This window comes from Streptomyces sp. NPDC029139, from assembly GCF_055564335.1.
The window spans coordinates 622149-646560 of record NZ_JBVHWN010000003.1 but is presented as its reverse complement, the minus strand read 5'-3'; the positions used below and the strand labels follow the sequence as shown (position 1 = coordinate 646560).

At 73.5% G+C, this 24412-nt stretch carries 23 protein-coding genes and 1 pseudogene; 10 read left to right on the top strand and 14 right to left on the bottom strand.

Annotated elements, in window-relative coordinates:
• Positions 1-19: 19 nt before the first annotated feature.
• Positions 20-925 (top strand): Gfo/Idh/MocA family protein, encoded by a 906-nt coding sequence (locus ACZ4VW_RS10870; RefSeq protein WP_467960739.1) that lies wholly within the window; start codon positions 20-22, stop codon positions 923-925.
• Here ACZ4VW_RS10870 and lnt read toward each other — a convergent pair.
• Entirely contained in the window at positions 849-2420 is a 1572-nt protein-coding gene (gene lnt, locus ACZ4VW_RS10865) for an apolipoprotein N-acyltransferase (protein ID WP_467960737.1), read from the bottom strand. The genes ACZ4VW_RS10870 and lnt overlap by 77 nt on opposite strands.
• 204 nt (positions 2421-2624) lie before the next feature.
• Positions 2625-3062, bottom strand: a complete 438-nt coding sequence (locus ACZ4VW_RS10860) for a nuclear transport factor 2 family protein (protein ID WP_467960735.1) — start codon at positions 3060-3062, stop codon at positions 2625-2627.
• Positions 3063-3145: 83 nt separating this feature from the next.
• Here ACZ4VW_RS10860 and ACZ4VW_RS10855 point away from each other — a divergent pair, with 83 nt between their 5' ends.
• Entirely contained in the window at positions 3146-3745 is a 600-nt protein-coding gene (locus ACZ4VW_RS10855; protein WP_467960733.1) for a flavin reductase family protein, read from the top strand.
• Positions 3746-3766: 21 nt separating this feature from the next.
• On the opposite strand, the gene ACZ4VW_RS10850 is transcribed toward ACZ4VW_RS10855, so the two are convergent.
• Together ACZ4VW_RS10850 and ACZ4VW_RS10845 are read right to left on the bottom strand one after the other, a co-directional pair.
• Positions 3767-3982 carry a hypothetical protein gene (locus tag ACZ4VW_RS10850; protein ID WP_467960731.1) on the bottom strand — a complete coding sequence of 72 codons (216 nt, stop codon included), beginning with the start codon at positions 3980-3982 and terminating at the stop codon, positions 3767-3769.
• Positions 3983-4302: 320 nt separating this feature from the next.
• Positions 4303-5856, bottom strand: a complete 1554-nt coding sequence (locus tag ACZ4VW_RS10845) for an FAD-dependent oxidoreductase (RefSeq protein ID WP_467960729.1) — start codon at positions 5854-5856, stop codon at positions 4303-4305.
• A gap of 336 nt (positions 5857-6192) precedes the next feature.
• On the opposite strand from ACZ4VW_RS10845, the gene ACZ4VW_RS10840 reads away from it, so the two are divergent.
• From ACZ4VW_RS10840 to ACZ4VW_RS10815, 6 genes are all read left to right on the top strand, one after another.
• Positions 6193-7209: a DNA topoisomerase IB gene (locus ACZ4VW_RS10840; RefSeq protein ID WP_467960727.1), complete on the top strand. Its 1017-nt coding sequence runs from the start codon at positions 6193-6195 to the stop codon at positions 7207-7209.
• Between the two features lie 77 nt (positions 7210-7286).
• The gene (locus tag ACZ4VW_RS10835) at positions 7287-7937 is read left to right on the top strand and encodes a HemK2/MTQ2 family protein methyltransferase (RefSeq protein ID WP_467960725.1); all 651 of its coding nucleotides are present in this window, start codon (positions 7287-7289) and stop codon (positions 7935-7937) included.
• A 108-nt stretch (positions 7938-8045) separates the two neighbouring features.
• Positions 8046-8354: a CDGSH iron-sulfur domain-containing protein gene (locus ACZ4VW_RS10830; RefSeq protein WP_467960723.1), complete on the top strand. Its 309-nt coding sequence runs from the start codon at positions 8046-8048 to the stop codon at positions 8352-8354.
• An 81-nt stretch (positions 8355-8435) separates the two neighbouring features.
• A complete protein-coding gene (locus ACZ4VW_RS10825; RefSeq protein WP_467960721.1) occupies positions 8436-9344 on the top strand; it encodes an SDR family oxidoreductase in 909 nt (302 codons plus the stop codon).
• 98 nt (positions 9345-9442) lie between these two features.
• Positions 9443-9961 (top strand): SRPBCC family protein, encoded by a 519-nt coding sequence (locus ACZ4VW_RS10820; RefSeq protein ID WP_467960719.1) that lies wholly within the window; start codon positions 9443-9445, stop codon positions 9959-9961.
• 198 nt (positions 9962-10159) lie between these two features.
• Positions 10160-10357, top strand: a complete 198-nt coding sequence (locus tag ACZ4VW_RS10815; RefSeq protein WP_467960717.1) for a DUF2795 domain-containing protein — start codon at positions 10160-10162, stop codon at positions 10355-10357.
• Positions 10358-10433: 76 nt separating this feature from the next.
• Here ACZ4VW_RS10815 and ACZ4VW_RS10810 read toward each other — a convergent pair whose 3' ends face one another.
• Genes ACZ4VW_RS10810 through ACZ4VW_RS10800 form a run of 3 tightly spaced genes read right to left on the bottom strand, consistent with a single transcriptional unit; the run spans position 10434 to position 13519 of the window.
• Positions 10434-11618: an alcohol dehydrogenase catalytic domain-containing protein gene (locus ACZ4VW_RS10810; protein ID WP_467960715.1), complete on the bottom strand. Its 1185-nt coding sequence runs from the start codon at positions 11616-11618 to the stop codon at positions 10434-10436.
• Entirely contained in the window at positions 11615-12433 is an 819-nt protein-coding gene (locus tag ACZ4VW_RS10805) for a nucleotidyltransferase family protein (protein ID WP_467960713.1), read from the bottom strand. Before ACZ4VW_RS10805 ends, ACZ4VW_RS10810 begins: the two co-directional genes overlap by 4 nt.
• Positions 12434-12490: 57 nt before the next feature.
• Complete coding sequence (locus ACZ4VW_RS10800; RefSeq protein ID WP_467960711.1) at positions 12491-13519, bottom strand: iron-containing redox enzyme family protein; 1029 nt, start codon at positions 13517-13519, stop codon at positions 12491-12493.
• A gap of 444 nt (positions 13520-13963) precedes the next feature.
• Here ACZ4VW_RS10800 and ACZ4VW_RS10795 point away from each other — a divergent pair, with 444 nt between their 5' ends.
• Positions 13964-15847, top strand: a complete 1884-nt coding sequence (locus ACZ4VW_RS10795) for a thiamine pyrophosphate-requiring protein (protein ID WP_467960709.1) — start codon at positions 13964-13966, stop codon at positions 15845-15847.
• A 150-nt stretch (positions 15848-15997) separates the two neighbouring features.
• Here ACZ4VW_RS10795 and ACZ4VW_RS10790 read toward each other — a convergent pair whose 3' ends face one another.
• The 4 genes from ACZ4VW_RS10790 to ACZ4VW_RS10775 all read right to left on the bottom strand — a co-directional run bounded on the left by ACZ4VW_RS10790 (position 15998) and on the right by ACZ4VW_RS10775 (position 19060).
• Positions 15998-16549: a hypothetical protein gene (locus ACZ4VW_RS10790; protein WP_467960707.1), complete on the bottom strand. Its 552-nt coding sequence runs from the start codon at positions 16547-16549 to the stop codon at positions 15998-16000.
• A 94-nt stretch (positions 16550-16643) separates the two neighbouring features.
• Positions 16644-17198 carry a DUF5709 domain-containing protein gene (locus tag ACZ4VW_RS10785; RefSeq protein WP_467960705.1) on the bottom strand — a complete coding sequence of 185 codons (555 nt, stop codon included), beginning with the start codon at positions 17196-17198 and terminating at the stop codon, positions 16644-16646.
• Between the two features lie 90 nt (positions 17199-17288).
• Positions 17289-18098 (bottom strand): SDR family oxidoreductase, encoded by an 810-nt coding sequence (locus ACZ4VW_RS10780; RefSeq protein ID WP_467960703.1) that lies wholly within the window; start codon positions 18096-18098, stop codon positions 17289-17291.
• Between the two features lie 215 nt (positions 18099-18313).
• Complete coding sequence (locus ACZ4VW_RS10775) at positions 18314-19060, bottom strand: SDR family oxidoreductase (RefSeq protein ID WP_467960701.1); 747 nt, start codon at positions 19058-19060, stop codon at positions 18314-18316.
• Positions 19061-19628: 568 nt separating this feature from the next.
• On the opposite strand from ACZ4VW_RS10775, the gene ACZ4VW_RS10770 reads away from it, so the two are divergent.
• On the top strand, positions 19629-20930 hold the full coding sequence (locus tag ACZ4VW_RS10770) for an MFS transporter (RefSeq protein WP_467960826.1): 1302 nt from the start codon (positions 19629-19631) through the stop codon (positions 20928-20930).
• A gap of 255 nt (positions 20931-21185) precedes the next feature.
• Here ACZ4VW_RS10770 and ACZ4VW_RS10765 read toward each other — a convergent pair.
• From ACZ4VW_RS10765 to ACZ4VW_RS10755, 3 genes and pseudogenes are all read right to left on the bottom strand, one after another.
• A pseudogene (locus ACZ4VW_RS10765) lies at positions 21186-22013 on the bottom strand (glycosyltransferase family 9 protein); the annotation flags it as partial.
• On the bottom strand, positions 22010-23410 hold the full coding sequence (gene rfaE2 / locus ACZ4VW_RS10760) for a D-glycero-beta-D-manno-heptose 1-phosphate adenylyltransferase (RefSeq protein ID WP_467960699.1): 1401 nt from the start codon (positions 23408-23410) through the stop codon (positions 22010-22012). The gene rfaE2 and the pseudogene ACZ4VW_RS10765, both read right to left, overlap by 4 nt.
• On the bottom strand, positions 23407-24105 hold the full coding sequence (locus ACZ4VW_RS10755; protein ID WP_467960697.1) for a D-sedoheptulose-7-phosphate isomerase: 699 nt from the start codon (positions 24103-24105) through the stop codon (positions 23407-23409). Before ACZ4VW_RS10755 ends, rfaE2 begins: the two co-directional genes overlap by 4 nt.
• Between the last annotated feature and the right edge of the window lie 307 nt (positions 24106-24412).

Here is a 24412-nt window from a genome sequence, read left to right as displayed (position 1 = left end):
CCAGCGCTAGGGAGACCCCGTGAAGGTCGGCTGCATCGGACTCGGCGACATCGCGCAGAAGGCCTATCTCCCGGTCCTCGCCGCGCTTCCGGGGGTCGAGCTCCATCTGCAGACCCGGACGCGGGCCACCCTGGAGCGGGTCGCCGAAACACACCACGTCCCGGCCGTGCGGCGCCACAGCGACCTCGACTCGCTGCTCTCCGCCGGCCTCGACGCAGCCTTCGTGCACGCGCCGACCGCCGTGCACGCCGAGATCGTCACCCGGCTCCTCCAGGCCGGCGTGGCGACCTACGTCGACAAGCCGCTGGCATATGAGTACGCCGACTCCGAACGGCTCGTGGCGCTCGCCGAGGAGCAGGGGGTCGGCCTCACCGTCGGCTTCAACCGCCGCATGGCCCCCAGCTACGCGCAGTGCCTGGACCACCCGCGCGAGCTGATCCTCATGCAGAAGAACCGGATCGGCCTGCCCGAGGACCCCCGCACCCTCGTCCTCGACGACTTCATCCACGTCGTCGACACCCTGCGCTTCCTCCTGCCGGGAGAGGTGGAGCACACGGACGTACGGGCCCGGATCCGCAACGGCCTGATGCACCACGTCGTCCTCCAGCTCTCCGGCGACGGGTTCACCGCCATCGGCATGATGAACCGGATGAACGGCTCCACCGAAGAGATCCTCGAGGTCTCGGGCCAGGACACCAAGCGCCAGGTCCTCAACCTCGCGGACGTCGTGGACCACAAGGGCCAGCCGACCGTCCGGCGCCGCGGGGACTGGGTGCCGGTGGCCCGGCAGCGCGGCATCGAGCAGGCCGTCCTCGCGTTCCTGGACGCCGTACGGGCCGGCAGGCCGATCAGCGCGCGGGACGCCCTGTCGACCCACCAGCTGTGCGAGCGCGTGGTGCGCGAAGCCCTGACGCAGGCCCCCTGAGCGCCCCCATGCCCTCGGCGGCGCACAGCGCGGCCAGCACGGTCAGGGCGCCGTACAGCGGCCAGTCGCCGAACCGGACGTAACCGGTGGTCGAGCCGGCCAGGGGGACCTCGTGGACGGCCGCCGCGCTGCGGTCGGTGCCCAGCGGCGTACCGATCCGGCGGCCGTCGGGTGCGTAGACCGCGCTGACGCCGGTCAGCGTCGCGTGCACCACCGGCCGGCCGGACTCCGCGGCGCGCAGCGCCGCGAGCGACGCGTGCTGGGCGGGCGCCCAGCTGTTCTGGAACGTCGAGGTCGCGGACTGGGTGATCAGCAGGTCGGCGCCGTCGCGGACCAGACGGCGCGACATGTCGGGGAAGGCCGACTCGAAGCAGACCAGCGGACCGATCCGCAGCGCCGGATCGGCTCCGTCGGCCGGCAGGGTCATCACCACGGGCCGGGTGCCGCGCCGCCGGTCCTCGCCGGCCGCCTTGCCGACCGACGTCACCCAGCCGAGGACGGTGCGCGCCGGGATGTACTCACCGAACGGCACGAGCCGCATCTTGTCGTACCGGTCGCCGGTGGGACCCCGCTCCCCGATCAGCACCGCGCTCTTGAAGATGCCCGGCCGGTCGGAGCGGCGGGCGTCCACGTTGACGAGGATCGGCGCGTCCACCGCACGGGACAGGGCCGTCAGCCGGGCGGCGAGATCGGGGCGCGAGGTGAGATCGGCTCCGACACTGCTCTCGCCCCACACGACCAGGTCCGGATCCCGGCCGGCGAGCTCACGCGTCAGCTCCTCCCCCCGGGCGAACCGCCGTTCGGCACCACCGGGCCCGTCGAACACCCCGGGCTGCACGACCGCGATCCGTGCCGTCCCCCTCTCCCGGGGCGGGGCGGTTCCCCACCAGACGACGCCCAGAGTGAGTGCGCACACCACGAGTCCGACCAGCGCCGCCATCCGGGCGGCGGCCGCGGACACCACAAGCAGCGCCACGGCCGTGTTGACCGCCACCACCAGCAGGGACACGAGCCACACCCCGCCGACGGAGGCGAGCCGCAGCGCCGGCCCGACCTGCCACTGACTCGCGCCCAGCAGGCCCCACGGCCCGCCCAGACCCTCCCAGGAACGCACCAGCTCGATCATCAGCCAGCCGGAAGGGACGACCAGCAGCGCCGCGGCGGCACGCGGACCGGACGGCCCGTCACCGAGCATCGCCCGCACCAGCCACCCCCAGGGCAGCCACAACAGGCCGAGGAACGCGGCCAGGACCAGCAGGAAGACGTGCAGGCTCGGCAGCAGCCAGTGGTGCATGGCCGCCATGAACCCGATGCCGCCCAGCCAGCCCTCCAGGGCCGCGCGGCGCGCGGTGGGGGCGCTGCGGAGCAGCAACAGCCAGGGGACGAGGGCCACGTAGGCCAGCCACCAGAGGCCGGGGGCCGGAAAGGCGAGCGCGGGCAGCGCGCCGGCGACGACGGCGAGCGCGGCACGGGCGGCGCGGTGCGGGGTCGCCACAGGTCTACGGGACGGCGGTTCGGCTCCCGTACGAGGTGGGGCTCCGCTTCCCGTACGGGGCGGGGCTCCGCTTCCCGTACGGGAGCGGCGCGGGCGCCACGCAGGGGCACCGGGCCCCTGCTCCGCGCCGGTGCCACGACGGCCGAACGCAATCCCCACGCCGCGCCTCCAGGTGTCGCCTCCAGTGTGCGCGCCACACGGCTCCTAGGCGCGGCGCCACTTCTCCCGTACGACGACGGATCGCAGGCGCCATCCGGCGTCCGTACGCAGCAGGGAGAACTCGTAACGCCCGCCGCAGACGAAGTCCTCGCCCGACTCGAACCGCATCGGGTTCACATAGTCGGCGTGGACCTCCGCCGAGTCGCCGGGGTAGCCGCCGAGATCCTGGATGGTCACCCGGCGGTTCACGATGAGGTGCTGGCGCACCGGGAACAGCCGCATCGTCTCCGCGAGCCAGTCGGCGACATCGGCCGCCGGGCCCTCCACACCACCCGAATCGCGGTAGTCGGCCGTGCCGTCGCGGGTGAACAGCGCCCGGTAGCCCGTCCAGTCGGAGTCGTCCACCGCCACCGCGTATCCGGTGACGAGGTCGTCGATGGCCAGCCGGTCCATCACGGTCGCGAGATCCACGCGCTGTGTCATCGGCTCAGTGTCGGGCAGGGGGAGGCACGGGGCCAAGAGCCGTGCGGGGTGGGCATGGTCCGATACCGGTCATACTTTTCGTCATGCGTATCGACATCGATCCCGACCGCGGCGACCGGAACTCCTTCTACCGCCTGCTCACCGCCACCGTCGTGCCCCGGCCCATCGCCTGGATCTCCACGACCTCGGCCGACGGGACCGACAATCTGGCCCCGCACTCCTTCTTCACGATCTCCTCGGTGAACCCGCCGGTGGTCCAGTTCACCTCCGTGGGCCGCAAGGACTCGCTGCGCAACATCGAGGACACCGGAACCTTCGTGGTGAACCTCGCGCCCGAGCCGCTCTTCGAGCAGATCAACGCCACGGCGACGGACTTTCCGCGCGGGGTGAGCGAGTTCGACGCCTGCGGGGTGGAACGCGAGCCGAGCCTGCGGGTCAAGCCGCCGCGAGTGGCGCACTCGCCGGTGGCGCTGGAGTGCGAACTGCACAGCACGCTGCGGCTCGGCGACTCGACCGTCGTGTTCGGACGGGTCGTGCACGCGGCGGTGGACGAGTCCGTGATGGCGGACGGCCACCCCGAGGTCACGCTCATGCGTCCGCTGACGCGACTCGGCCGGAACGAGTGGGGAACGCTGGGCGGGATCAGGGAGATCGCCCGGGTGCCGTACGCCGACCAGCCGTAAGGCCGGAGCCGGAGCCGGCACTCACGCCGCCTCCCACCGGTGGGGGCGGCCACCACGCCACTCGACCAGATGGGGATCGTCCAGGATCACGTCGGCGTCCTCGAGTCCGGCGCGGCGCAGGAACTCGACGAGGTCGGTGTCGTTGTGCGCGAGGCCCACGATCTGCCCGCGCACGGTCACGCGCCGCCCGCCCCCGGGGGACAGGCGGTGCACGACGATGGGTGCTTGCCAGGCCATGCCTCCAGGGTGCGACGAACGCCCCGATCCCGCCCGGCGGGCCGTGCGACCGGGTTCACACGGGGTGTGAACGGAACGCCTCGGCACAGGCGGCGCACACGCTCGCCCTTCCCTCCCACCGGCGGGAGGATCGGGGCGTCCCTTCGGGAGGGGCGCACCAGAGAAGAGCCGCCGGGGATTCCCCCGAGTCCGGCGGCCCGTCCCGATCCGGCGCGGAACCCGGTACCCACCCGAACGGACACGAGCCCGTCCGCCGTCCGCGGTCCATCGACCCTCCCGTCGGCCGCGGACGGGCTCCGGAGAGCCGGTGAGGGGCCCGGCTAGCTCTCCAGGTCCTTGGGGTCGTACCGCTCCAGCGGTTGCAGGGCCGGCCCTTGCAGGACCTCGCCGTCGGTGTCGTAACGGGAGCCGTGACAGGGGCACTCCCAGGTCCGCTCCGCCGGGTTGAAGGCGACGAGGCACCCGAGGTGCGTACAGACCGCCGACAGGGAGTGGAGGGCCCCCGTCTCGTCGCGGTGGACGGCACACGGCTTGCCGTGGACCCGCAGCACCGCGCCCTCGCCCGGTCGGATGTCGTCCACCGTGCGTGAGGCATCGGATCCGACCACGGTGTCCAGGCGGTCCTTGACGAAGTGCTTGCCGGCCTCCCACTGCGCCTTGGCGAGGGCGGGCGCGCTGCGGAGAACCGATGCCGGGCGCCGGGGGTCGTAGAGCCCGGCCCACTCGGCCGGGGCGTCCGGGGCGGTGATGAGTCCGCTCAGCAGCCGGCCCGCCAGGACCCCGCCCGCCATGCCCCAGCCGGCGAACCCGGAGACCACGAACACCCCCTCGTCGTCGTGGTGGAGCGGCCCGATGAGCGGGACGGTGTCGGTCGCGGCGTTGTCCTGGGCCGCCCAGCGATGCGTGACGGTCACGCCGAACCGCTCCCGCGTCCAGTCGGCCAACCGGGCGTAGCGGCCCTCGGTGTCGCTCTCCGTGCCCGGAGTGAAGACCTCGCCGGTGACGATCAACAGCCTGCCGTCACCGAACGGAGCGGTACGCACCGAACGCTTGCCGTTCTCGCTGGTGATGTACATCCCCTGTGGATCCTGACCGCTCGGCAACGGCCCGGCGACGACCAGGTCCCGGTGCTGGGTGAGGCGGGCGGTGAGCAGGCCGCGGTCGAAGACCGGGTGATGGGTGGCGACGACGACGTTCCGGGCCGTCACGGTGACGCCCGAGGACGTGGTCAGCCGGAGGGGTTCCGAACGGTCCAGGGAGGTCACCCGGGTGTGCTCGTGGATCCGTCCCCCGCGCGCGACCAGATCGGCGGCCAGCGCGCGCAGGTACTTCAGCGGATGGAACTGGGCCTGGTCCTCCACCCGCACCGCGCCCGCGACGGGGTACGGCAGGTCCGTCTCCGTGACGAACGAGGCGTCCAGGCCCGCGTCCTTCGCCGCCTCCGCCTCGGCCCGCAGGGCGTCGACGCCCTCGGGGTCCTCGCAGTAGGTGAGCGCGGGCCGTGGCTCCAGTTCGCAGTCGACGCCCAGCTCGGCGGCGACCTCCCCCACATGCCGGAGGGCGTCCATCTGGGACCGGGCGTAGAGGCGCGCCGCGTCGGGGCCGTGCGAGGAGCGCAGTCCGTCGTAGACGGTGGTGTGCAGGGCGGAGAGCTTTCCCGTGGTGTGGCCGGTGACGCCGGCCGCCACGCGGCCGGCCTCCAGCACGATCACGCGCCGGCCCGCCCGGGAGAGTTCCCAGGCGGTGCTGAGTCCGGCGATGCCCGCCCCGATCACCGCGACATCCGCGTCGGTGTCCTCGGTCAGGGGCGGGTGGGCCGGGATCGCCGCCGTCCGCATCCAGTGGGAGTCGCTTGTGCCGGTAAGACAATTCATGCGGGGCGACTGCCCGGAAAGCCGAGGGAAATGCCCCGGTACGGGCGGACGCCGGGGAGCGCCCGGAGGGACGGGAGCGAGGGGAGCGACGGGAGCGGCGGGGCGCCGAGAGGCCCCGGAACCCACGGAGGGGCGGGGGAGCGCCCGGAGGGACGGGAGCGAGGGGAGCGACGGGAGCGGCGGGGCGCCGAGAGGCCCCGGAACCCACGGAGGGGCGGGGGAGCGCCCGATGGGGGCGCGCCCGGCATGAGTCCGGGGCCTGCGGGCATCCGCTCGGCGAACCCACGGGTACCCCGCGCGAGGCCGTCTCGCGCCGGCATGCCGGAGGACGACACCATGCGACTGCGGACGAGCGACCCCCGCCGGCCGGGCTTCGGCCGGGTCCGGCGCGGCCGGGGCTTCGCCTACCGGGACACGTCGGGCGCTTTGCTGACGGATTCCGACCAGCTCGCGCGCGTCCGCGCCCTCGCGATCCCGCCCGCGTGGCGGGACGTCTGGATCTGCCCCTGGCCGAACGGTCATCTGCAGGCGGTCGGCACGGACGACGCCGGCCGGCGGCAGTACCTCTACCACGCGGAGTTCCGCGCCCGGCAGGACCGGGCCAAGCACGAGCACGTACGCGAGATGGCCGCCGCCCTCCCCGACGTGCGCGCGCACGTCGCCAAGAACCTGGGGAGCCGGGGGCTGACCCACGACCGGGTCACCGCCTGCGCCGTACGCCTTCTCGACCTCGGCTTCTTCAGGATCGGGTCCGAGCGCTACGCGCGCGACCACCAGACCTACGGGCTCACCACCATGGAGCGGAGCCATGTGGCCTGCGGCCGGGGTGCGATGACGTTCAGCTATCCGGCGAAGGGCGGCAAGCACGTCGTCCGCGGCCTCGTGGACGCCCCCGCCGAGACGGTCGTACGGGCGCTGCTGCGCCGTCCGCCGGGCAGCGCGCGCCTCTTCGCCTACTGGCAGTCGCGCGCCTGGCACGATCTGACCGCCGACGACCTCAACGACGCACTGCGCCGGTTCTCCGGAACGGAGGTCACCGCCAAGGACTTCCGCACCTGGCACGCCACCGTCCTGGCGGCCGTCGCGCTCGCCGTCACCACGGACGAGGCGCATGACAACCGCGACGGCACCCGGCGCACCGAGGCGCGGGCGGTGCGCGAGGTCAGCCGGTACCTGGGCAACACCCCCGCCGTGTGCCGCGCCTCCTACATCGATCCCCGCGTCTTCGAGCGCTTCGAGGAGGGCGTCACCATCGCCCCCGCCCTCGACCGCCTGGGCGAGCACGGGACCTTCGGCCGCCCCGCCACGCAGGGGGCGGTGGAGCAGGCGGTTCTTGAACTCCTCTCCTCCTGACGTACGGGTCGATCCCGGCGACGAACGGGTCGAATCCCGTGACGCTTGGGTCGCGCCGGTCCGGGCATCCGCGCTTCATGAGAGTGATCACGCCCCCCGGCGTCTACGCGCCCCAAGGGGACTCGAACCTGCTGGTGGAGAGCCTGGAGGCCGAGGATCTGCGGCCCGGATCCCGGTCACTGGACCTGTGCACCGGCACAGGGGTCGTCGCCATCGCCGCCGCCCGCCGCGGTCTGGAGGCCACCGCCGTCGACGTCTCCTGGGCCGCGGTGGCGACCGCCTGGCTCAACGCCCGCCTTCACGCCTGCCGGGTACGGCTGTGCAGGGGAGACCTCGGCGAACCCGTGGCCCACGAGCGGTTCGACCTGGTGACGGCCAACCCGCCGTACGTACCGGCCGAGGACCCCAGCCCGCCCGCGTACGGACTGCGCAGGGCGTGGGACGCCGGCCCGGACGGGCGCCTGCTCCTCGACCGCATCTGCAGCCAGGCGCCCAGGCTGCTCACCAGGAACGGCGTGCTGCTGCTCGTCCAGTCCTCCCTCTCCGGCGTCGCCGCGAGCCTGGACGGACTGGCCCGCGCCGGGCTGCGGGCCGAGGTGGTCGGCCGGCGCACCCAGCCCTTCGGGCCGGTGATGAGCGCGCGGGCGGACTGGTTCGAGACGAGGGGCCTGGTTCCCCGGGGCCTGCGCACCGAAGAGCTGCTTGTCATCCGTGCCACCCGCGCATGACGACGGCCCCCTGACGGGCGGACCTCCGCACGACGGGGGACCCGCCGCATGACCGGCGGGGGAGCGGGCACCTGCCGGGGGACGGAACGAGCGGATCGGTGGTGAACGATGTCTCTCTCGACGGAACGGACGGAAGGGCATGAAAGCCCTGAACGGCCCCCACGGGCCGAGGCGACGCGCCTCACCCCGCTGAGGGAAGGCCCCCTGCTGGTCGAGGGCCCGGTGGAGATCGTCATGCCGGACGGAACGGTGCGCCGCTGCGACCGCCCCGTGGTGGCCCTCTGCATGTGCCGGCGCAGCCTTCGTTCCCCCTTCTGCGACACCAGCCACCGGCCGCGTCTGCGCCGCGAGCGACGCGAGCGGGAGAAGGCGCAGGAGAAGGAGAGCCGGAAACAGGAGGGGAACGAGGAGGAGTAGGCGTCGGAGTGACATCGCCCGGCCGTCCGGGCGCACCACGGATCGAGTACGAAGACGGATCGAGTACGAAGGAGGAACGGCGTGACCCCGCACCCCACCCCCGACGAGCGGCCCACCCCTGAGCCGGACCCGGCGGCCGGCCGGCCGCGCCCCGACTTCCCCGACCAGGAACAGGAGCACCCCGGCTGGACGGGCCCCATGGATCCCCCGCCCGACCACGGCGAGGAGAGCTACCACGGGCACGCGCTGCTGCACGACCGCACGGTCCTGCTGACGGGAGGCGACTCCGGCATCGGCAGGGCGGTCGCGCTCGCCTGCGCGCGCGAGGGCGCCGACATCGTCTTCACGTACCTCCCCGAGGAACAGGACGACGCCGACGAGACCGCCCGGCTCGTGGAGGCCGCGGGGCGCAAGGCCGTCGCCGTCGCCTGCGACATCCGCGAGGAGGACCGCTGCACGGAGCTGGTGGCACGCACGGTGGCCGACTTCGGGCGCATCGACGTCCTCATCAACAACGCGGCCTACCAGATGGCCCAGCCCGACGGCATCCAAGCCATCAGCACCGAGCAGTTCGACCGCGTGCTGCGCACCAACCTGTACGGGATGTTCTGGCTGACCAAGGCCGCGCTGCCGCACATGCCGCGGGGCGGCAGCGTCATCAACTCCACCTCCGTCCAGGCGTACAAGCCCAGTCCGCCGCTGCTGGACTACGCGATGACCAAGAGCGCGATCGTCACGTTCACCCAGGGACTTGCGCAGATGGTGGCGTCCGACGGCATCCGGGTCAACGCGGTGGCGCCGGGGCCCGTCTGGACGCCTCTCATCCCGGCGACGATGCCCGACACCGCCGAGTTCGGGAAGCAGTCGCCTCTCGGGCGGCCGGCACAACCGGCCGAGATGGCGCCCGCCTATGTCTTCCTGGCGTCCGCCCAGGCCAGTTACATCACGGGCGAGATCCTCAACGCCACCGGCGGAGTGCCGCTGCCGTGACAGTGGCCCATGAGGCCCGTGAGGAATGAAGTCACGAGCGTCGGGCACGCGAGTGACAGGCCGGTTCGTCCGGCTTGACCGAGTGAGGAGGAATTTCCGTGAGTATGGTGAAGGAATCCATCGACGTCGACGTGCCGGTGAGCCGTGCGTACAACCAGTGGACGCAGTTCGAGGAGTTCCCCACGTTCATGGAGGGCGTGGAGGAGGTCCGTCAGCTGGACGACCAGCACTGTCACTGGAAGACGAAGGTCTCCGGAGTCCGGCGTGAGTTCGACACCGAGATCGTCGACCAGCTCCCCGACGAACGGATCTCCTGGCGCACGGTCGGCGGCGACACCCGGCAGAAGGGTGTCGTCACGTTCCAGCCGCTCGACGAGGCGCACACGCGCGTGAGCCTGGCCATGGACTTCGAGCCGGAGGGCATGGTCGAGCAGGCCGGGGACAAGACGGGGCTCCTCGATCTGCGGATCCGGGGGGACCTGAGGAGGTTCAAGGGCTACATCGAGGACCGCGCGCAGGAGACCGGTGGGTGGCGCGGCCGCATCAAGCCCGGGGAGTCCGGCACCGGGACGGGCACCATGCCGAGCGGCAAGTGGGAGCCGCCGGCGACCGGGTGACGGTGCGCACAGAAGGAAGGAGGCCGGGCCGGCGAGCCCGGCCTTCTTCATGCTCCGCGACGGATCGGCGACCCGGCACCCAACACCGTCCGCGGACTCGATCCACGGCCCGATGTCGTGATCCACGACGTTTGGGGCCACGCCCTGAGGGTGAGGGGCGGGAGAGGAAGAACACGACCCGACAGGACGGAGGACGTCATGGCGGACATCAGCCCCATCGATGTGCAGAAGGCGCTCAAGGGCGCGCACTACCCCGCTTCCGCGAAGGATCTGGCCGGCCTCGCCCGCGACAACGGAGCCGACGACCGCGTCGCCGAGAAGCTCGAGAGCGCGTCCGGCGGCAAGGAGTACGGCGGCCCCGACGACGTGCAGAAGGCCATCTTCGGCAAGGGCTGACGCCGACGCCGACGCCGGAGAACCCTCCACACATCCCGTGTGGAGGGTTCTCCGTTCCGTACGGGTCGGCCCACGCTCAGGGCGTGAACAGGACCTTCACCGCCCCGTCCCGCTTCTCCTGGAACATCTCGTACGCCTCGGGCGCCTCCTTCAGGGGGAGGCGGTGCGTGGCGAAGTCCTCCACACCGAGCGGGTCGGAGTCCGTCAGCAGCGGCAACAGGTCGTCCACCCACCGGTGCACGTTCGCCTGGCCCATCCGCAACTGGATCTGCTTGTCGAACATGACCAGCAGCGGCATCGGATCGGCCGCGCCCCCGTAGACCCCGCTGAGCGAGACGGTGCCGCCCCGCCGGACCAGCTCGACGGCCAGATGCAGCGCGGAGAGCCGGTCGACGCCGTACCGCCGCATCAGGCGGCGGGCGAGGGGCGCGGGCACCAGGGACACCATCGTGTGCAGGCCCCGCGCGAGCGGCGCTCCGTGGGCCTCCATGCCCACCGCGTCGATGACCGCGTCGGGACCGCGGCCGCCGGTGAGGTCCCGCACCGTGTCCACCAGATCCTCGCCCTGCTCGACGAGGTCGAGGGTGCGGACGCCCCGTGCCGCCGCGCGGGCGAGCCGCTCGGGGACGAGATCGATGCCGATGACCTGCCCGGCACCCCGGAACGCCGCGATACGGGCGGCCATGTCGCCGATCGGGCCGAGCCCGAGGATCGCGACCGAGCCACCCGGGGGCACGGCGGCGTACTCGACCGCCTGCCACGCGGTCGGAAGAACGTCCGAGAGGTACACGAACCGGTCGTCGGGCGGCCCCTCGGGCACGGGGATCGGCAGGGTGTCGCCGAAGGGCACCTGCAGGAACTCGGCCTGCCCGCCCGGCACGTGGCCGTACAGCTTGGTGTACCCGAACAGCGCCGCTCCCGTGCCGTACTCCCGTACCTGTGTCGTCTCGCACTGGGAGTGCAGCCCCTGGTCGCACATCGCGCACCGGTTGCACGAGACGTTGAACGGGATGACGACGCGCTGTCCGGGCCGCAGCCCCCGCACCTCGGGACCGGTCTCCTCGACCACGCCCATGGGCTCGTGACCGAGGACGTCGCCGGCGTCGAGGAAGGGGCCGAGCACCTCGTACAGATGCAGATCGGAGCCGCACAGACCGGTCGTGGTGATCCTCACGATGACGTCGGTGGGGTCCTGGATGACGGGATCGGGCACCGTCTCCACGGAGACCTTGCGCCTGCCCTGCCAGGTGACTGCCTTCATGGGCCATCGTCCTCCTCGCGATCGGGGGCCTCGGCCCCGTCGATCACATCGAGCAGTTCGAGCAGGTAGAGGAAGGCCGCGGCCATGGGCGCCTCCTCGTTCTCCCTGCGCAGCCGGTCCCAGTCGATCCGTTCGCGCAGACCGCGCGCGAGCGGAAGGAGGGCGCCGAAGTCGCAGTGGTGCTCGGACAGCGCCGCGAGCCGGCTGCTCAGGAGGTCGGTCGGGTCGAGGACCGGCATGTGCACCGAGTCCACGGGGAGCGTCGGGGCCCGGTCGAGCAGTTCCGTGGTGACCGGACGCCCGGCGAGGGCGAAGATGAGGTCGATCTGCTCGCCGTGGGAACGGGCCTTGATCAGCCAGTCCTCCGGGGGATCGACGATCCGCACGCCGTGTTCCGCGAGCAGACGCGTGATCGTCTCCGCGTCCTCGCGCCGCACGGCGAAGTCGGTGTCGTGCTGCAGTCGGACAGGGATGCCGTGCGCGTACGCGGCGACACTTCCGACCAGGGCGAACGGACACCCCGAGGTCTTGAGGACCGCGGCGACGTGCTTGGTCGCCTCCAGGATCGCCTGGGTGTGGTCCGGGGGCAGCGCCGGCGCGTGGGCGTCGTCACGGGCGTCGTGGGGCGCACCGGTCTGCGGTGCACCAGCCTGCCGGGTGCCGCCCCGCGCCCCGGCGTCCTGCTGTGGCGCACCGGCCTGTGCCGGGGCGTCCTGTGCCGCACCCGGCTCCGGTGCGCCGTCCTGCGGTACCGCGTCCTGTGCGAGGCGGGTGGCCGCGAGGGACCGTTCCCGGCGTCCTGCCATAAGGTTCATCAGTGCCTCCTCCCGGAGGGTCGACCGCACGCCGTTCGAGCGGCGGGAGACCTGCCTCTACCCACTGGAGCGGGATGCATCCCCGTCCCGGCCCTCGCCGAGCGGAACCCGCAGCGCCGACTGTTCCTCCCTCCAGGCACCGGTCACGTGCGCCGAGAGGTCGTCCTCCAGCAGCGCCGTCGCCTCGATGCCGAACGCCACGTCGCCGGCGAGGCCGGGCTCGTCCTCCAGCAGGCCGCCCACGACCTCACGCCGTACGAGCTGCTCGTGCACGGCGTCGGCCTCGACGTGCTCGTCGTAGAACAGCACCGCCGCGTCGCCCGCCTCGAGCCGGCGCATGGCGGCCGCGATCCGGGACGCGGCGGGGGAGGAGCTGATCTCGACGGCGGCGAAATGGCCGACGAGAGCGCCCCGGCGGGCGCGGTGGAGCCCCAGGAGCGACATGAGGTTCACCGTCGCCAGCGTCTGCGCCCCGGCCGACTCCAGATACCGGCCGTAGCCGGGGTCCAGGTCCAGGTCCTCCATGAGGTCCGCGAAGAGCCGCGCGTGCATGCGCTCCGGGCGGCCGCAGCCGTACTCGTCGTACTCCACGGTCACCATCGCCGCCTTGGCGCGGCCCCGCAGGCGGGGGATGACCCACAGATGGGGATCGGCCTCCCTCAGCTGGTAGACCGACCGCAGTGCCGCGTACTCCCTCAGGTGCCACCGCTCTCCACGCCGCAGCAGGAAGTGGGAGGCGCCGTCGCCCTCGGCGGGCTCCGTCAGGATCGCGTCGAACGCCTCGTCCAAGGACGCGAAGCGACCGCAGCGGCTCCGCAGGGCGTCCTCGAACCGCTCCTCCATGAGGGCCCGCAGCCGCAGCAGATCGGGGTCCCACTCCTTGTCGTCGGGCACCTGGGCGAAGCCCCGGTAGTGCAGCTCGTAGCAGAGGTGGAGGGCGAGTTGCAGATCCTCGCCGTACGGGTCCGCTCGCCGCACCTGCGATCGGTCGGCGAGCCGGGGTGTCGGGCGCCCCAGCAGGTAGGCGCGTACGGAGTCCGACAGCTCGCCGCGCGGCTCGGGTAGTTCGGGTGGGTGCGCTCGCACGCCCGGCACCGTGTCCGGCCCCGGCTCACGTGTCCTCACCACCGTGCTCATGACCGGCAGTCCCTTCGTTCGGCGGCCGCCGTGGCGTGCGCGGGCGTTCCTGACGTCCGCCGCCACGGCGAGGGCGTGCGGCCGGCCCGAGGACCGGTCCGCGCCCCGCTTCCGCCCCGGTGTTGACGTCGTGCTGCTGCCCCCGGTGCCGCCGATCATGCCCGGTCATGCCCGGGCGTGAGGGTGGTGACGCACGGTGACCCTCGGAGCGGGGCATCACGTGGAGTGTGTCCTCATCACGTTCTTTGTCGACCGGGCCTCCGTTCCTCGGACGACGCACGTCCCCGGCCGCGTCCCGACGTTCACACCCGGCTCTCCGGGGAAGCCGCCCTGCGTCGGGGGAGCGCCGGCGCCCGCCGTCGGCGCAGTCTTCGCCGAGAGGAGAGGGATCCCGTGTCGATCAAGGTGTCCGACCACGTTCTGCAGCGGCTGCGCGAGTGGGGCGTGGAGCACGTCTTCGCCTATGGCGGCGACGGCATCAACGGCCTGCTCGCCGCCTGGGGCCGGGCCGACAACAAGCCGGTGTTCGTCCAGGCGAGGCACGAGGAGACGGCCGCGCTCCAGGCGGTGGGCTATGCCAAGTTCTCCGGAAGGACGGGCGTCTGCGCCGCCACCTCCGGGCCCGGCGCCATCCACCTGCTCAACGGGCTCTACGACGCCAAACTCGACCACGTACCGGTGGTGGCGATCGTCGGGCAGACCAACCGCAGCGCGATGGGCGGGTCCTACCAGCAGGAGGTCGACCTGCTGAGCCTGTTCAAGGACGTCGCCGAGTACTGCGAGATGGTCACCGTCCCGCAGCAGCTGCCCAACGTCATCGACCGGGCGATGCGCACGGCCGCCGCCCGGCGGACCGTCACCGCCGTCATCATTCCCGCCGACGTCCAGGAGCTGGAGTACACCCCGCCCGAGCACGCCTTCAAGATGGTCCCCTCCAGCCTCGGCGTCGCCTCCTCCCTGCCCGTCCCCGGCGACGACGACCTGGCGCGGGCGGCCGAGGTGCTCAACGCGGGCAAGAAGCCCGCCGTCCTGATCGGGCAGGGGGCGCGGGGCGCCGAGGCCGAGATCGGCCGGCTGGCGGACGTACTGGGGGCCGGGGTGGCCAAGGCGCTCCTCGGCAAGGACGTGCTGCCCGACGACCTGCCGTACGTGACCGGCGCCATCGGCCTCCTCGGGACGCGCCCGAGCTACGAGCTGATGCGGGACTGCGACACGCTTCTGGTGGTCGGCTCCAGCTTCCCGTACACGCAGTTCCTGCCGGAGTTCGACCAGGCGCGCGCGGTGCAGATCGACATCGACCCCTTCATGGTCGGCCTGCGCTATCCCTTCGAGGTCAACCTCGTCGGGGACGCGAAGACGACCCTGGGGCGGCTCCTGCCCCTGCTGGAACGGAAGAAGAACCGGCGCTGGCGCCAGACGGTGGAGAAGAACAACGCCCGGTGGTGGGAGGTCATGGAGCGCCGGGCCGCGGTCGAGGCCGACCCGGTCAACCCCGAGCACGTCGTGCACGCCCTCGACGCCCTCCTCCCCGAGGACACCGTCCTGGCGGCCGACTCCGGCTCGGCGACGAACTGGTACGCCCGTCATGTGCGCATGCGCGGCCGGATGCGGGGATCGGTCTCCGGGACCCTCGCGACGATGGGGTGCGGCGTGCCGTACGCCATCGGGGCGAAGTTCGCGCACCCGGACAGGCCGGTGGTGGCGCTCGTCGGCGACGGCGCCATGCAGATGAACGGCATGGCCGAGCTGGTCACGGCGGCCAAGTACTGGCAGGACTGGGAGGACCCGCGGCTGATCGTCGCCGTGCTCAACAACCAGGACCTCAACCAGGTGACCTGGGAGATGCGCGCCATGACCGGGGCCCCGCAGTTCCTGCCCTCCCAGGCCCTTCCCGACGTGCCGTACGCGGATTTCGCCCGCTCCGTCGGTCTGGAGGGCGTGCGCGTGGAGAAGCCCGGTGACGTGACCGGCGCCTGGGAGTGGGCCCTCGGCGCGGACCGGCCGTGCGTCCTCGACTTCGTCACGGACCCGGCGGTGCCTCCGATCCCGCCCCATGCCTCACTGGACCAGATCGAGGCGGCGGCCACGGCCGTTCTGAAGGGCGACAGCGACCGCGCGGCCGTACTCCGGCAGGGCTTCAGGGCGAAGGTCCAGGAGGTGCTGACGGGCCATACGCGGCACACCGGACGTGCGGGGCGGGCCGGCCGGACAGAACACACGGCCGGCACGGGCGGCACGGGGCGTACGCGGCACAACCGGCACGTCGGCAAGAGGTGACGAGCACCGGGTGACGTGCACAGGGTGCGAGCACCGGGTGACGCGCACCGGGTGAAGGTGGCGTCCGACCGCGGCCGGCCTCCGTCGTATCGGCGGAGGCCGGCCGTCACGTACGGGCCGGGCCGCCCGTCACCGGTGGCCCGGCGCTCGTCAGGCGTGGCCCGGGGGCAGTCGCTCGCCCGTCGTGAGGACGTGAGCCGCCACCCGGAGCCTCAGGGCCTCCAGCGTCTGCGACTGGCGCCGCGCCCGCTGGACGAGCCCGTCCAGCTGGTCCGGGTCGAGGCGGGAGTCGGTGCGGGCGAGCGCGTGGAGGGTGCGCCATCCGGCCGCTTTGGCCTCCACACCCACGCGCATGGCTTCCAGTTCGAGGAGGTCGCTCAGCGGGGAACGGGAGAAGAGGTGGCCGTTGAGCTTCATCCGGCCGATCCTCTCCGCGATCCGGCCCAGGGCGGTCCTGCCGCGCAGTGGACGGACGCCGAGCGACTGCATGATCGCGCGCAGGGTCCGGCGGTCCTCGCTCACCTCCTGGGCCAGTTCGGCTAGTTGGGGGGCGAAGTCCTGGCCCCGGTGCGCGCGGCAGATGCGGCGCATGACGTCGACGCCGGCGCCCGCCCCGGTCAGATGGTCGTTGAGATAGATGCCCAGCAGCGCGGGACCGGAGTCCCGCGTCGACAGGGGGGCCTTCGAGGAGGTGCCGTTCATGGTGGTTGCGGCTCCGTTCGGCACGATCGACACGGATGCGACGGCGGCGGGACGTGCGGCGCCCTTCCCGGGGCGGACCGCCGGCCCCGGCGTTTCACCGGTCCTCCCGGTCCGTGCCCGTCCGGACGTTCTCCTCGTTCTCCTCGGGTCCTTCGATGTCGGTCAGCTCGTGCATCGCCGCTTCCTCGGCCGACGCCGCGCCGTCGTCGATTCCGACGTCGCGGGCCACGGCGCCGGTGTGCTGGCGTGACGGCGTGTCCACCGGGGTGAGGCGGCCCGCCCGCGCGGCACCCGCCTCCGGGTCCACGGTCTCCCCCTGCCCGCCGACGAGGTCGCCGATGCCGTCGCCCTCCGGCGGCACGACGTCGGGAACCTCCTGAGCGAGGCGTTCGTCGAGCGACTCGCCCTCGCGCTGCTCACGGTTGGTCGTCCCGTGCCGCGTGACGGCGCGGGGACGGTCGGGGGGTGAGTAGCCCGGTGTCCGCATGTCGTCGAGCTGGTTGACGTCGACGGCGTTCTCCAGGTCGAGGTCGTCGGTGGGGCGGTTGTCCACGTCCGCGTTCGTCGGCTGGTAGACGTCGTCGCCACGGCCCCCGTTCCCCTCCGCTCCCGCGGCTCCCGCGTCCTGGCCCGGCTCGTTCTGGGTCATGATCGGCTCCTTCCTCCGTACACGTACGCACAGCGGCTTCCCGGGTCCCGCCGCCCGACACACGAGCGGAGGGACCGGTCGAGGGGACGCCTACGGCCTGCGCCAGTCGTCGCTGTCGAGGTGGGAACCGGCCATCGGCCCCATCCGCAGCATCCCGCCGTCCACCGCCCACGAGGCCCCGGTCACGTACGAGGCGTCCCGGCCCGCGAGCAGGGCGATCACGGCCGCGACCTCGCGGGCGTCCCCGGGCCGGCCGAGCGGGATGCCCGGGCGGGAGGCGCCACGCACGTTCGCGTCCTCCTGACCGGTCATCGGCGTGGCGATCTCACCCGGGGCGACCGCGTTGACCGTGATCCCGTGCTCCGCCAGCTCCAGCGCCATGACCTGGGTGAGCAGTCCGAGACCGCCCTTGGCCGCGCAGTACGGGCCCGCGCCCACCCGGGGTTGATGCTCGTGGACCGAGGTCACGTTGACGATGCGGCCCCCGGTGCCCTGGCCGATCATGCGGCGGGCCGCGCGCTGGGAGCAGAGCAGGGGGCCGACCAGATCCACGTCGAGCACCTGCCGGACCGTCGCGAGGTCGAGGTCGAGAAAGGGAGTGGCCGTACCGACACCCGCGTTGTTCACGAGGACGTCGACCCCGCCGAGCTCCTCGGCGAGGAGGTCGATCACGTCCGCCGCCTCCGGCAGCCTCGTCAGGTCGAGCCGGGCGACCGCGGCCCGCCGGCCCCGGGCGCGCACCTCCTCGGCCGTGGCGGAGGCGCCCTCCTCGTCCTTGTGCCAGGTGATGCCGACGTCCATGCCCTCTTCGGCCAGCCGCACCGCGACGGCGCGGCCGATGCCGGAGTCGGAGCCGGTCACGATCGCCGTCCTGGGGGTGAACCCGAGTGTGTCGGCCATGGCTGTGCTTCCTCCTCGAAGGACGATTCCGGATCGGAGGGGCCCGTCCGGACGGGTGGCTCTCGCTTGCTTTCCGGCGGTCGTTTTCCCCGTCTCCTCCGACCGATGCGGATCTTCGACCGACCTGGATCTCCGACCGATGCGGATCTTCGACCGGCTCGGAGCCTCGTCCGGCTCCGAGTCTTCGGCCGACGCGCATCGCGGACGGTCAGGGCTCAGGGCCAGGACGTCTCGCGGCGCGGTACGACCACCACCTCGGCCAGCGCGCTGCCGGCCGGCACGGACAGCGCGTACATGACGGTGTCCGCCACGATCTCCGGGCTCTGCAGCAGCGACACGTCCGTGTCCGGGAAGCGGTCCATGATGAAGGCCGTCTCCATCCCTCCGGCCACGACGCCGGTGACCCCGATGCCCGGGCAGTCGCGCTGCGCCTCCTTGAAGAGGGTGTGGGTGAACGTGCGCAGCCCGGTCTTCCCCGCCGCGTAGGGGCCCGCCTCCGTCCATGTGCGGATCGCCGCCGTCGAGAGGATGTTCACGATGTGGCCGCCGCCGCGCGCCACCATCCGCCCGTAGGCCTCGCGGCACAGGTACATGGGGCCCAGCAGGTTGGTGGAGACGACCAGGGTCATCTCCTCGGCGGTCAGCTCGGCCACCGACTTCGTCACGTCCACGGCGGCGTTGTTGACCAGGATGTCGACCGCCTCTCCGCTCGTCTCGAGATCGCGGAAGACCTCGGCCACGGCTTCCGGATCCCGGACGTCCAGGACGAGGGGGCGGGCCTGGCACCCCTCGGCGAGCAGACTCTCGCACAGCTCCTTCGCGAGGTCCTGGCGTACGTCCGCCACCAGCACGGACGCCCCGGCGCGCGCGAGCCGCCCCACGATCGCGGCCCCGAGCCCCCGGGCGCCGCCCGTGACCAGTGCCTGCTTGCCTCTCAGTTCCACCTGTACTCCGCTGTTCATTCGGTTCTTCCTCCGGTGTGGTCGTCCTCGTCCCACTCTGCGGACGGTGTGCCGTGGAGGGCGCGGTGGATTACGCCGCAGGGCCCAATCGGGGCCGGCGGCCGCGTGTGGCCCGCCTCACCTCGCGAAGGGTCGCGGGCGGGGTCCGCGACCGGGTGTGAGCAAGCCCACCAGAAGCGCCGAAAAGCTTTCTCCGTACGGAAGTTGGGGCCGCCGAGGCCCCCTCCCGCACGGCGCCGCCGCATCGTCCGACCGCTTCTCGAGAGCCGTCTGCCACGATGGGTCGCCGGGACCTCCCGCCGCTCACCGAGTCCCCGCGGAACGCCGCTCAGGCACACCGCGGACGGGGCGGATCCCTGCCGCTCTCCCCGTCCGCGTCGCCGCGCACCCCCCTGGTATCCCTGTGCCTTCCTCCACCACGCCCTCGTCCACCACGCCCTCGGCCGTCGACAGCTCGTTCGCCGAGACTCCGCCCGCCGCCGCTCCGGCCGTCGCCCCCACGGGCGTCCCCGGTGCCGAGGCGTCCCGGAGCGACCGCTCGCCGTGGCGTTCGTTGCGCGGGCGCAGCATGCGCTGGTGGGCCGTCGCCAACTTCGTCTCGAACGCTGGCACCTGGATGCAGCTCACCGTCCAGAACCTGCTGGTCCTCCAGATCACCGGCTCCGCCGCCGCGACCGGCCTCTCCATGTCCGTCCAGGCCGCGCCCGGCCTGCTCCTGGGAACCCTGGGCGGCGCGGTCGTCGACCGCTGGCCCAGGAAGTTGACGGCCGCGGTCGGCCAGGTCCTGCTCGGCGCCGTCGCCGTGCTCACCGCCGTCCTCGTCGCGCTCGACCAGCTGAACCTGCCCCTGCTCATGGTGCTGGCCGCGCTCACCGGTCTCATCGCGACCGTGGACGGCCCCGCCTGCGCCCTGCTCGGCAACGACCTCGTCCGCACCGAGGACGTCCCCTCCGCCATCGGCGTGGGCTCCCTCGCCCACAGCGCCGGACGGCTGGCCGGAGCCGCGCTCGCCGGTGTGACCGTCGCGGTGCTGGGCACGGCGGCGGCCTACGTCGCCAACGGGTTCTCGTTCCTCTTCGTGGCCTGCGTGATCCCCTTCCTCAAGCCCGTACGACGCCAGGAGCGAGCCGTCCCCCGGGCGCGCCCGAAGGGCACGAGGGGGCGGGGCGCCAAGGCGCCGCGCGACACCGGTGTACGCGAGGGGCTCGTCTTCTTCGCCCGCCGCCCCCGGCTCGTCGCGCTCGCCGGCCTCAACGGCATCAGCGCGCTCTTCGGCCGCAACTACTCGCTGACCCTGGTGGTCCTGGTCACCGGACCCCTCGCGGGCGACGCCGGCACGTTCAGCACCGTGGCCACCGTCCTGGCCGTCGGCGGAATCGTCGGAGCGGTGCTGGGAGCCCGCCTGCAGAGGCCCGGCGTACGCCTCGTGGGCATGCTGACGCTCGCCGGCGCGCTGCTCCAGGTCCTCGCCGGCCTCTCGCCGTCGGTCGCCGTCCTGCTCGTGCTGGTCCTGCCCATGGCGATCGCCGAATCCGTCGCGGACACGGCCCAGAACACCGTCCTGCAGACCGACCCGCCGGCCCATATGCGGGGCCGCGTGCTGGGCGCCTGGAGCAGCATCCGCACGCTCTGGGGCCTGGCCGCGCCCCCGACCCTCGGCCTCCTCATGGAGGTGCTCGGGGTCCGCGGAGCGCTCGTGGCGGGCGGCCTGCTGGTCGCCTCCACGGTCGGCGCGGCCTTCCTCACCCGGGGCCGCCGTACGGTGAAGGCGGCGGTCACCACCGTCGTCGAAGCCCCGCTCGCCGAAGCCCTGGTGCCGAAGACCGCCCAGCTCGCCTCTCCCCGTACCGGGCTCGGCACCGCCGTCTGACCCCGCGGGTCCGTTCCGGCCCGTCTCGCCGGGACGGACCACGCTCCGGACGACGCTCTCCATCGCCGTCAGCACCTCGCCGACCGTGACCCGCAGCAGACGCGGGTCCGGCTCGGTGCCGTGGGCGTCTCCCGGCCGCAGGGGGTCGGCCCCGGGGGAGGGATGCCACAGGACACGGTGCGGACCGCCCGGCGGCGGCCCCCACAGGCGCGGTGCCACCGGGCCGAACAGCACCACGGACGGTGCGCCCAGCGCCGTCGCGAGGTGGGCGATGCCCGTGTCCCCGACCACCAGGCAGCGCGCTTCCGCGAGGAGCGCGCACAGCACGGCGAACGGCACACCCCGGGCCCCGCCCACGACCGCCGAAGCGGGCAGGCCGGCGCGGGCGGCCACCGCCCGTGCGAGCGGCTCCTCGCCGGGCCCCGCCGTCACCACGACCGGACGACCCGCCCGCCGCACGGCGCACGCCACGGCGGCGAACCGTTCCGTCGGCCAGCGCCGGGCCGGGGAGTCCGCGCCGGGATGGATCACCACGGCCCCCGGCACGGGGGACGGACCGCAGGGCGCCGGGATGCGCGTCTCCCCGGGCTCGGCCGCCAGCCCGTACCAGCGCAGCAGCCGGCACCAGCGGTCCCGCTCGTGCTCGTCCGGCCGCCACGGCGGGCCGTCGAGCCGGGGGAACTCCGGATGGCGGAACGCCCAGAGCGCGCCCGGCCGCAACCGTTCGAGGAGCCGGTGACTGAGCGGCCCGTTGCCGTGCAGGTCGACCGCCAGGGCGGGCGGCGGGCCGGTCCACGCCAGCGAGGCCGGGACCGATCGTCCCGGGGCGCTCGCCGGCAGCAGCCGGTCCACGGCGCCCGTCGCCCGTACGACCTCTTCCAGCGGCCCCGGCGCCGCCAGCACGATCTCGTGGCCGGGGAACCCGCGGCGCAGCGCCCGGAGGGCGGGCACGGCGGTCAGCACGTCGCCCAGCCCGAGCGCGCGCAGCACGAGCACCGTCGGCCGGTCGCCTCCGCTCCCGTACGGCTCCGCTCCCGCTGCGTTCCCCCCTCCGGAGGTCGGCCTCGCGCCCCCGGCCGTCATCGGGCGGCGGGCGGCGGCGGGGTGGCCGCGGCGCGGGCCGCCCGGTGGGCGAGGGAGGTCGTGGAGCGGCCGTCGAGATAGGGCAGCACGACCGCCTGGCCGTTCCAGGTGCGCAGCACCTCCGCCTCGGGAAGGTCCTCGGCGGCGTAGTCCCCGCCCTTGACCCACACATCGGGACGCAGCGATTCCAGGAGCCGTACGGGTGTCTCCTCGTCGAAGGCGATCACCGCGTCGACGCTGTCCAGGGCACTCAGCACGCGCACGCGGTCCGCCAGCGGGTTCAGCGGCCGGCCCGGGCCCTTGAGCCGGGTCACCGACGCGTCCGAATTGACGCAGACGATCAGGCAGTCCCCGATCCGCGCCGCGTTCTCCAGCAGCCCCACATGTCCCGCGTGGAGCAGGTCGAAGCAGCCGCCCGTGGCCACCACGGTGCCGCCGCGCGCGTGGACCTCGCGGGCCAGTCGTACGGCGTCGCCGGGCAGCGGCCGTTCCACGGCGGGCGCGGTCGGCGGCTCCCACAGGCCGCGGTTGCCCGCCCCGCCCGCCCCCACGAAGTCCGCCGCCTCGGCGACCGCGCGCGTGACGGCCTCTTCCGGCAGGGCGCCCTCGGCGAGCGCGGCGGCCGCCACGGCGGCGAAGCAGTCGCCCGCCCCGCACGGATCGCCCCCCGCGCGGTACGGAGCCGGGACGAGCACCGGCGCCGCGCCCGGCCGGACGAGGAGCGCGCCCCGCGCACCGAGCGTGATGACGACCGAGCCGGCGGCCCACCGCTCGGCCAGCTCCCGGCCGCGGTCGGCGTGCGCGCCGAGCGAGGTCCCCGTCAGGTCGGTGAGCGCGCTCGCCTCGGCGGCGTTGGGGGTCACCAGCCGCGCCCCGGCCACGGGAGGGCCGCCCCGGGGATGCGGATCCCACACCAGCGGCACGCGGGGTGCCGCCGCCGTCAGCGCGGCGCGCAGGGCGTCCGCCGTTCCGCGCCCGTAGTCCGCGACCAGGATCGCCCGCGCCTCGGTGAGTGCGGAGAGGGCCCGCGCCCCGGGCCGTCCCGGCGTCCCGCCGCCCCGGTCGACCCGGACCACGGGGCGGCCGTCGGCCAGGATCCGCGTCTTCACCGGCAGCGTGCCCTCCAAGGGGATCTCGACCAGGTCCACGCGTTCCCGGAGGGCGCGGCGGGCGATGTCGCCGGTCTCGTCCCGGCCGAGCGCCGTGACCAGCACGACGGGACCGTGGTGCCGGGCGGCGAGTGCGGCGGCGAGCCCGGCCCCGCCGGGGCGGGCCCGCTCCTCCAGGACGTCGACCACGGGGACGGGCGCGTCGGGGGCCAGGCGGGTGGCCCGGCCGTCGACGTCCTGGTCGAGCAGCACGTCGCCGACGACGACCAGCGGTCCGTCTTCGTTCACGGCATCCTCCTCAGCGGGGCGACGGCGGGGCGGGCCGACGGGTGGGGCCGGCCGTTCACGGCGCCGGTGCGCGGGGCCGCGGCGGACGCGTCGATCGTGACCTCCCGCGGCGCGGCCGCCACAGCGGCGTCGAAGAACTCGCAGAGCAGGTGGACGGCGACCAGGTGCGCCTCCTGGACCGTCGCCGTCGTCGCCCCGTCGACGCACAGCGCCTCGTCGGCCGCCTCGGCCAGCGGATTGGGGGCCGCCCCCGTCATGGCCCAGACCGTGAGGCCGGCCGAGCGGGCCGTCATCGCGGCCGACAGCAGATTCGCGCTGCGGCCGGAGGTCGACAGGAGCAGGAGGAGGTCACCGGCGCGCCCGTGCGCGGCGACCTGGCGCGCGAAGACCTGCTCGAAGCCGTAGTCGTTGCCGATCGCGGTGAGGCTGGAGGTCTCCGCGTGCAGGGAGAGCGCCGAGTAGGGGGGCCGCTCGCGCTGGTACCGGCCGACGAGCTCGGCCGTGAGGTGCTGGGCCTGGGCGGCGCTGCCGCCGTTGCCCGCCGCCAGGAGCCGGCCACCGGCGGGAAGCACCTCGGCGAGTCGGTCGCCCCACCGCGCGAGCTGCCCCAGGCCCTCGCGGCTCAGCCGGTCGAGGGCGGTCTGCAGTGACCGGCAGTGGAGCTGTGCGCTCTCATAGGTGTGCGATTCGCTCATGGTGTGTCGGCCGGCGCTTCGTCGAGCGCGCCCGCCGCACCTCCTTCCGCTTCGAGTCCTTCCGGGCTCCGCGTCCTGGCGGTTTCGAGTCGTGGGCTGTGCGTCGTGTGGCTCCGAGTCCTACGGCTTCGGGTGGTGATGGGCTTCGGGCGTGACGGGCTTCGGGTGGTGACGGGCTTCAGGTCGTGAGGCATGAGTCGTGGGTCGTCGAGTCGTGGGGTCCGGTTCCGCCGGCCGGGCGCGGGCCAGGACCGTCTCGGGGCCCGGGACCGTCCCGCTGACCAGGACCGTCTCAGGGCCCCAGGGC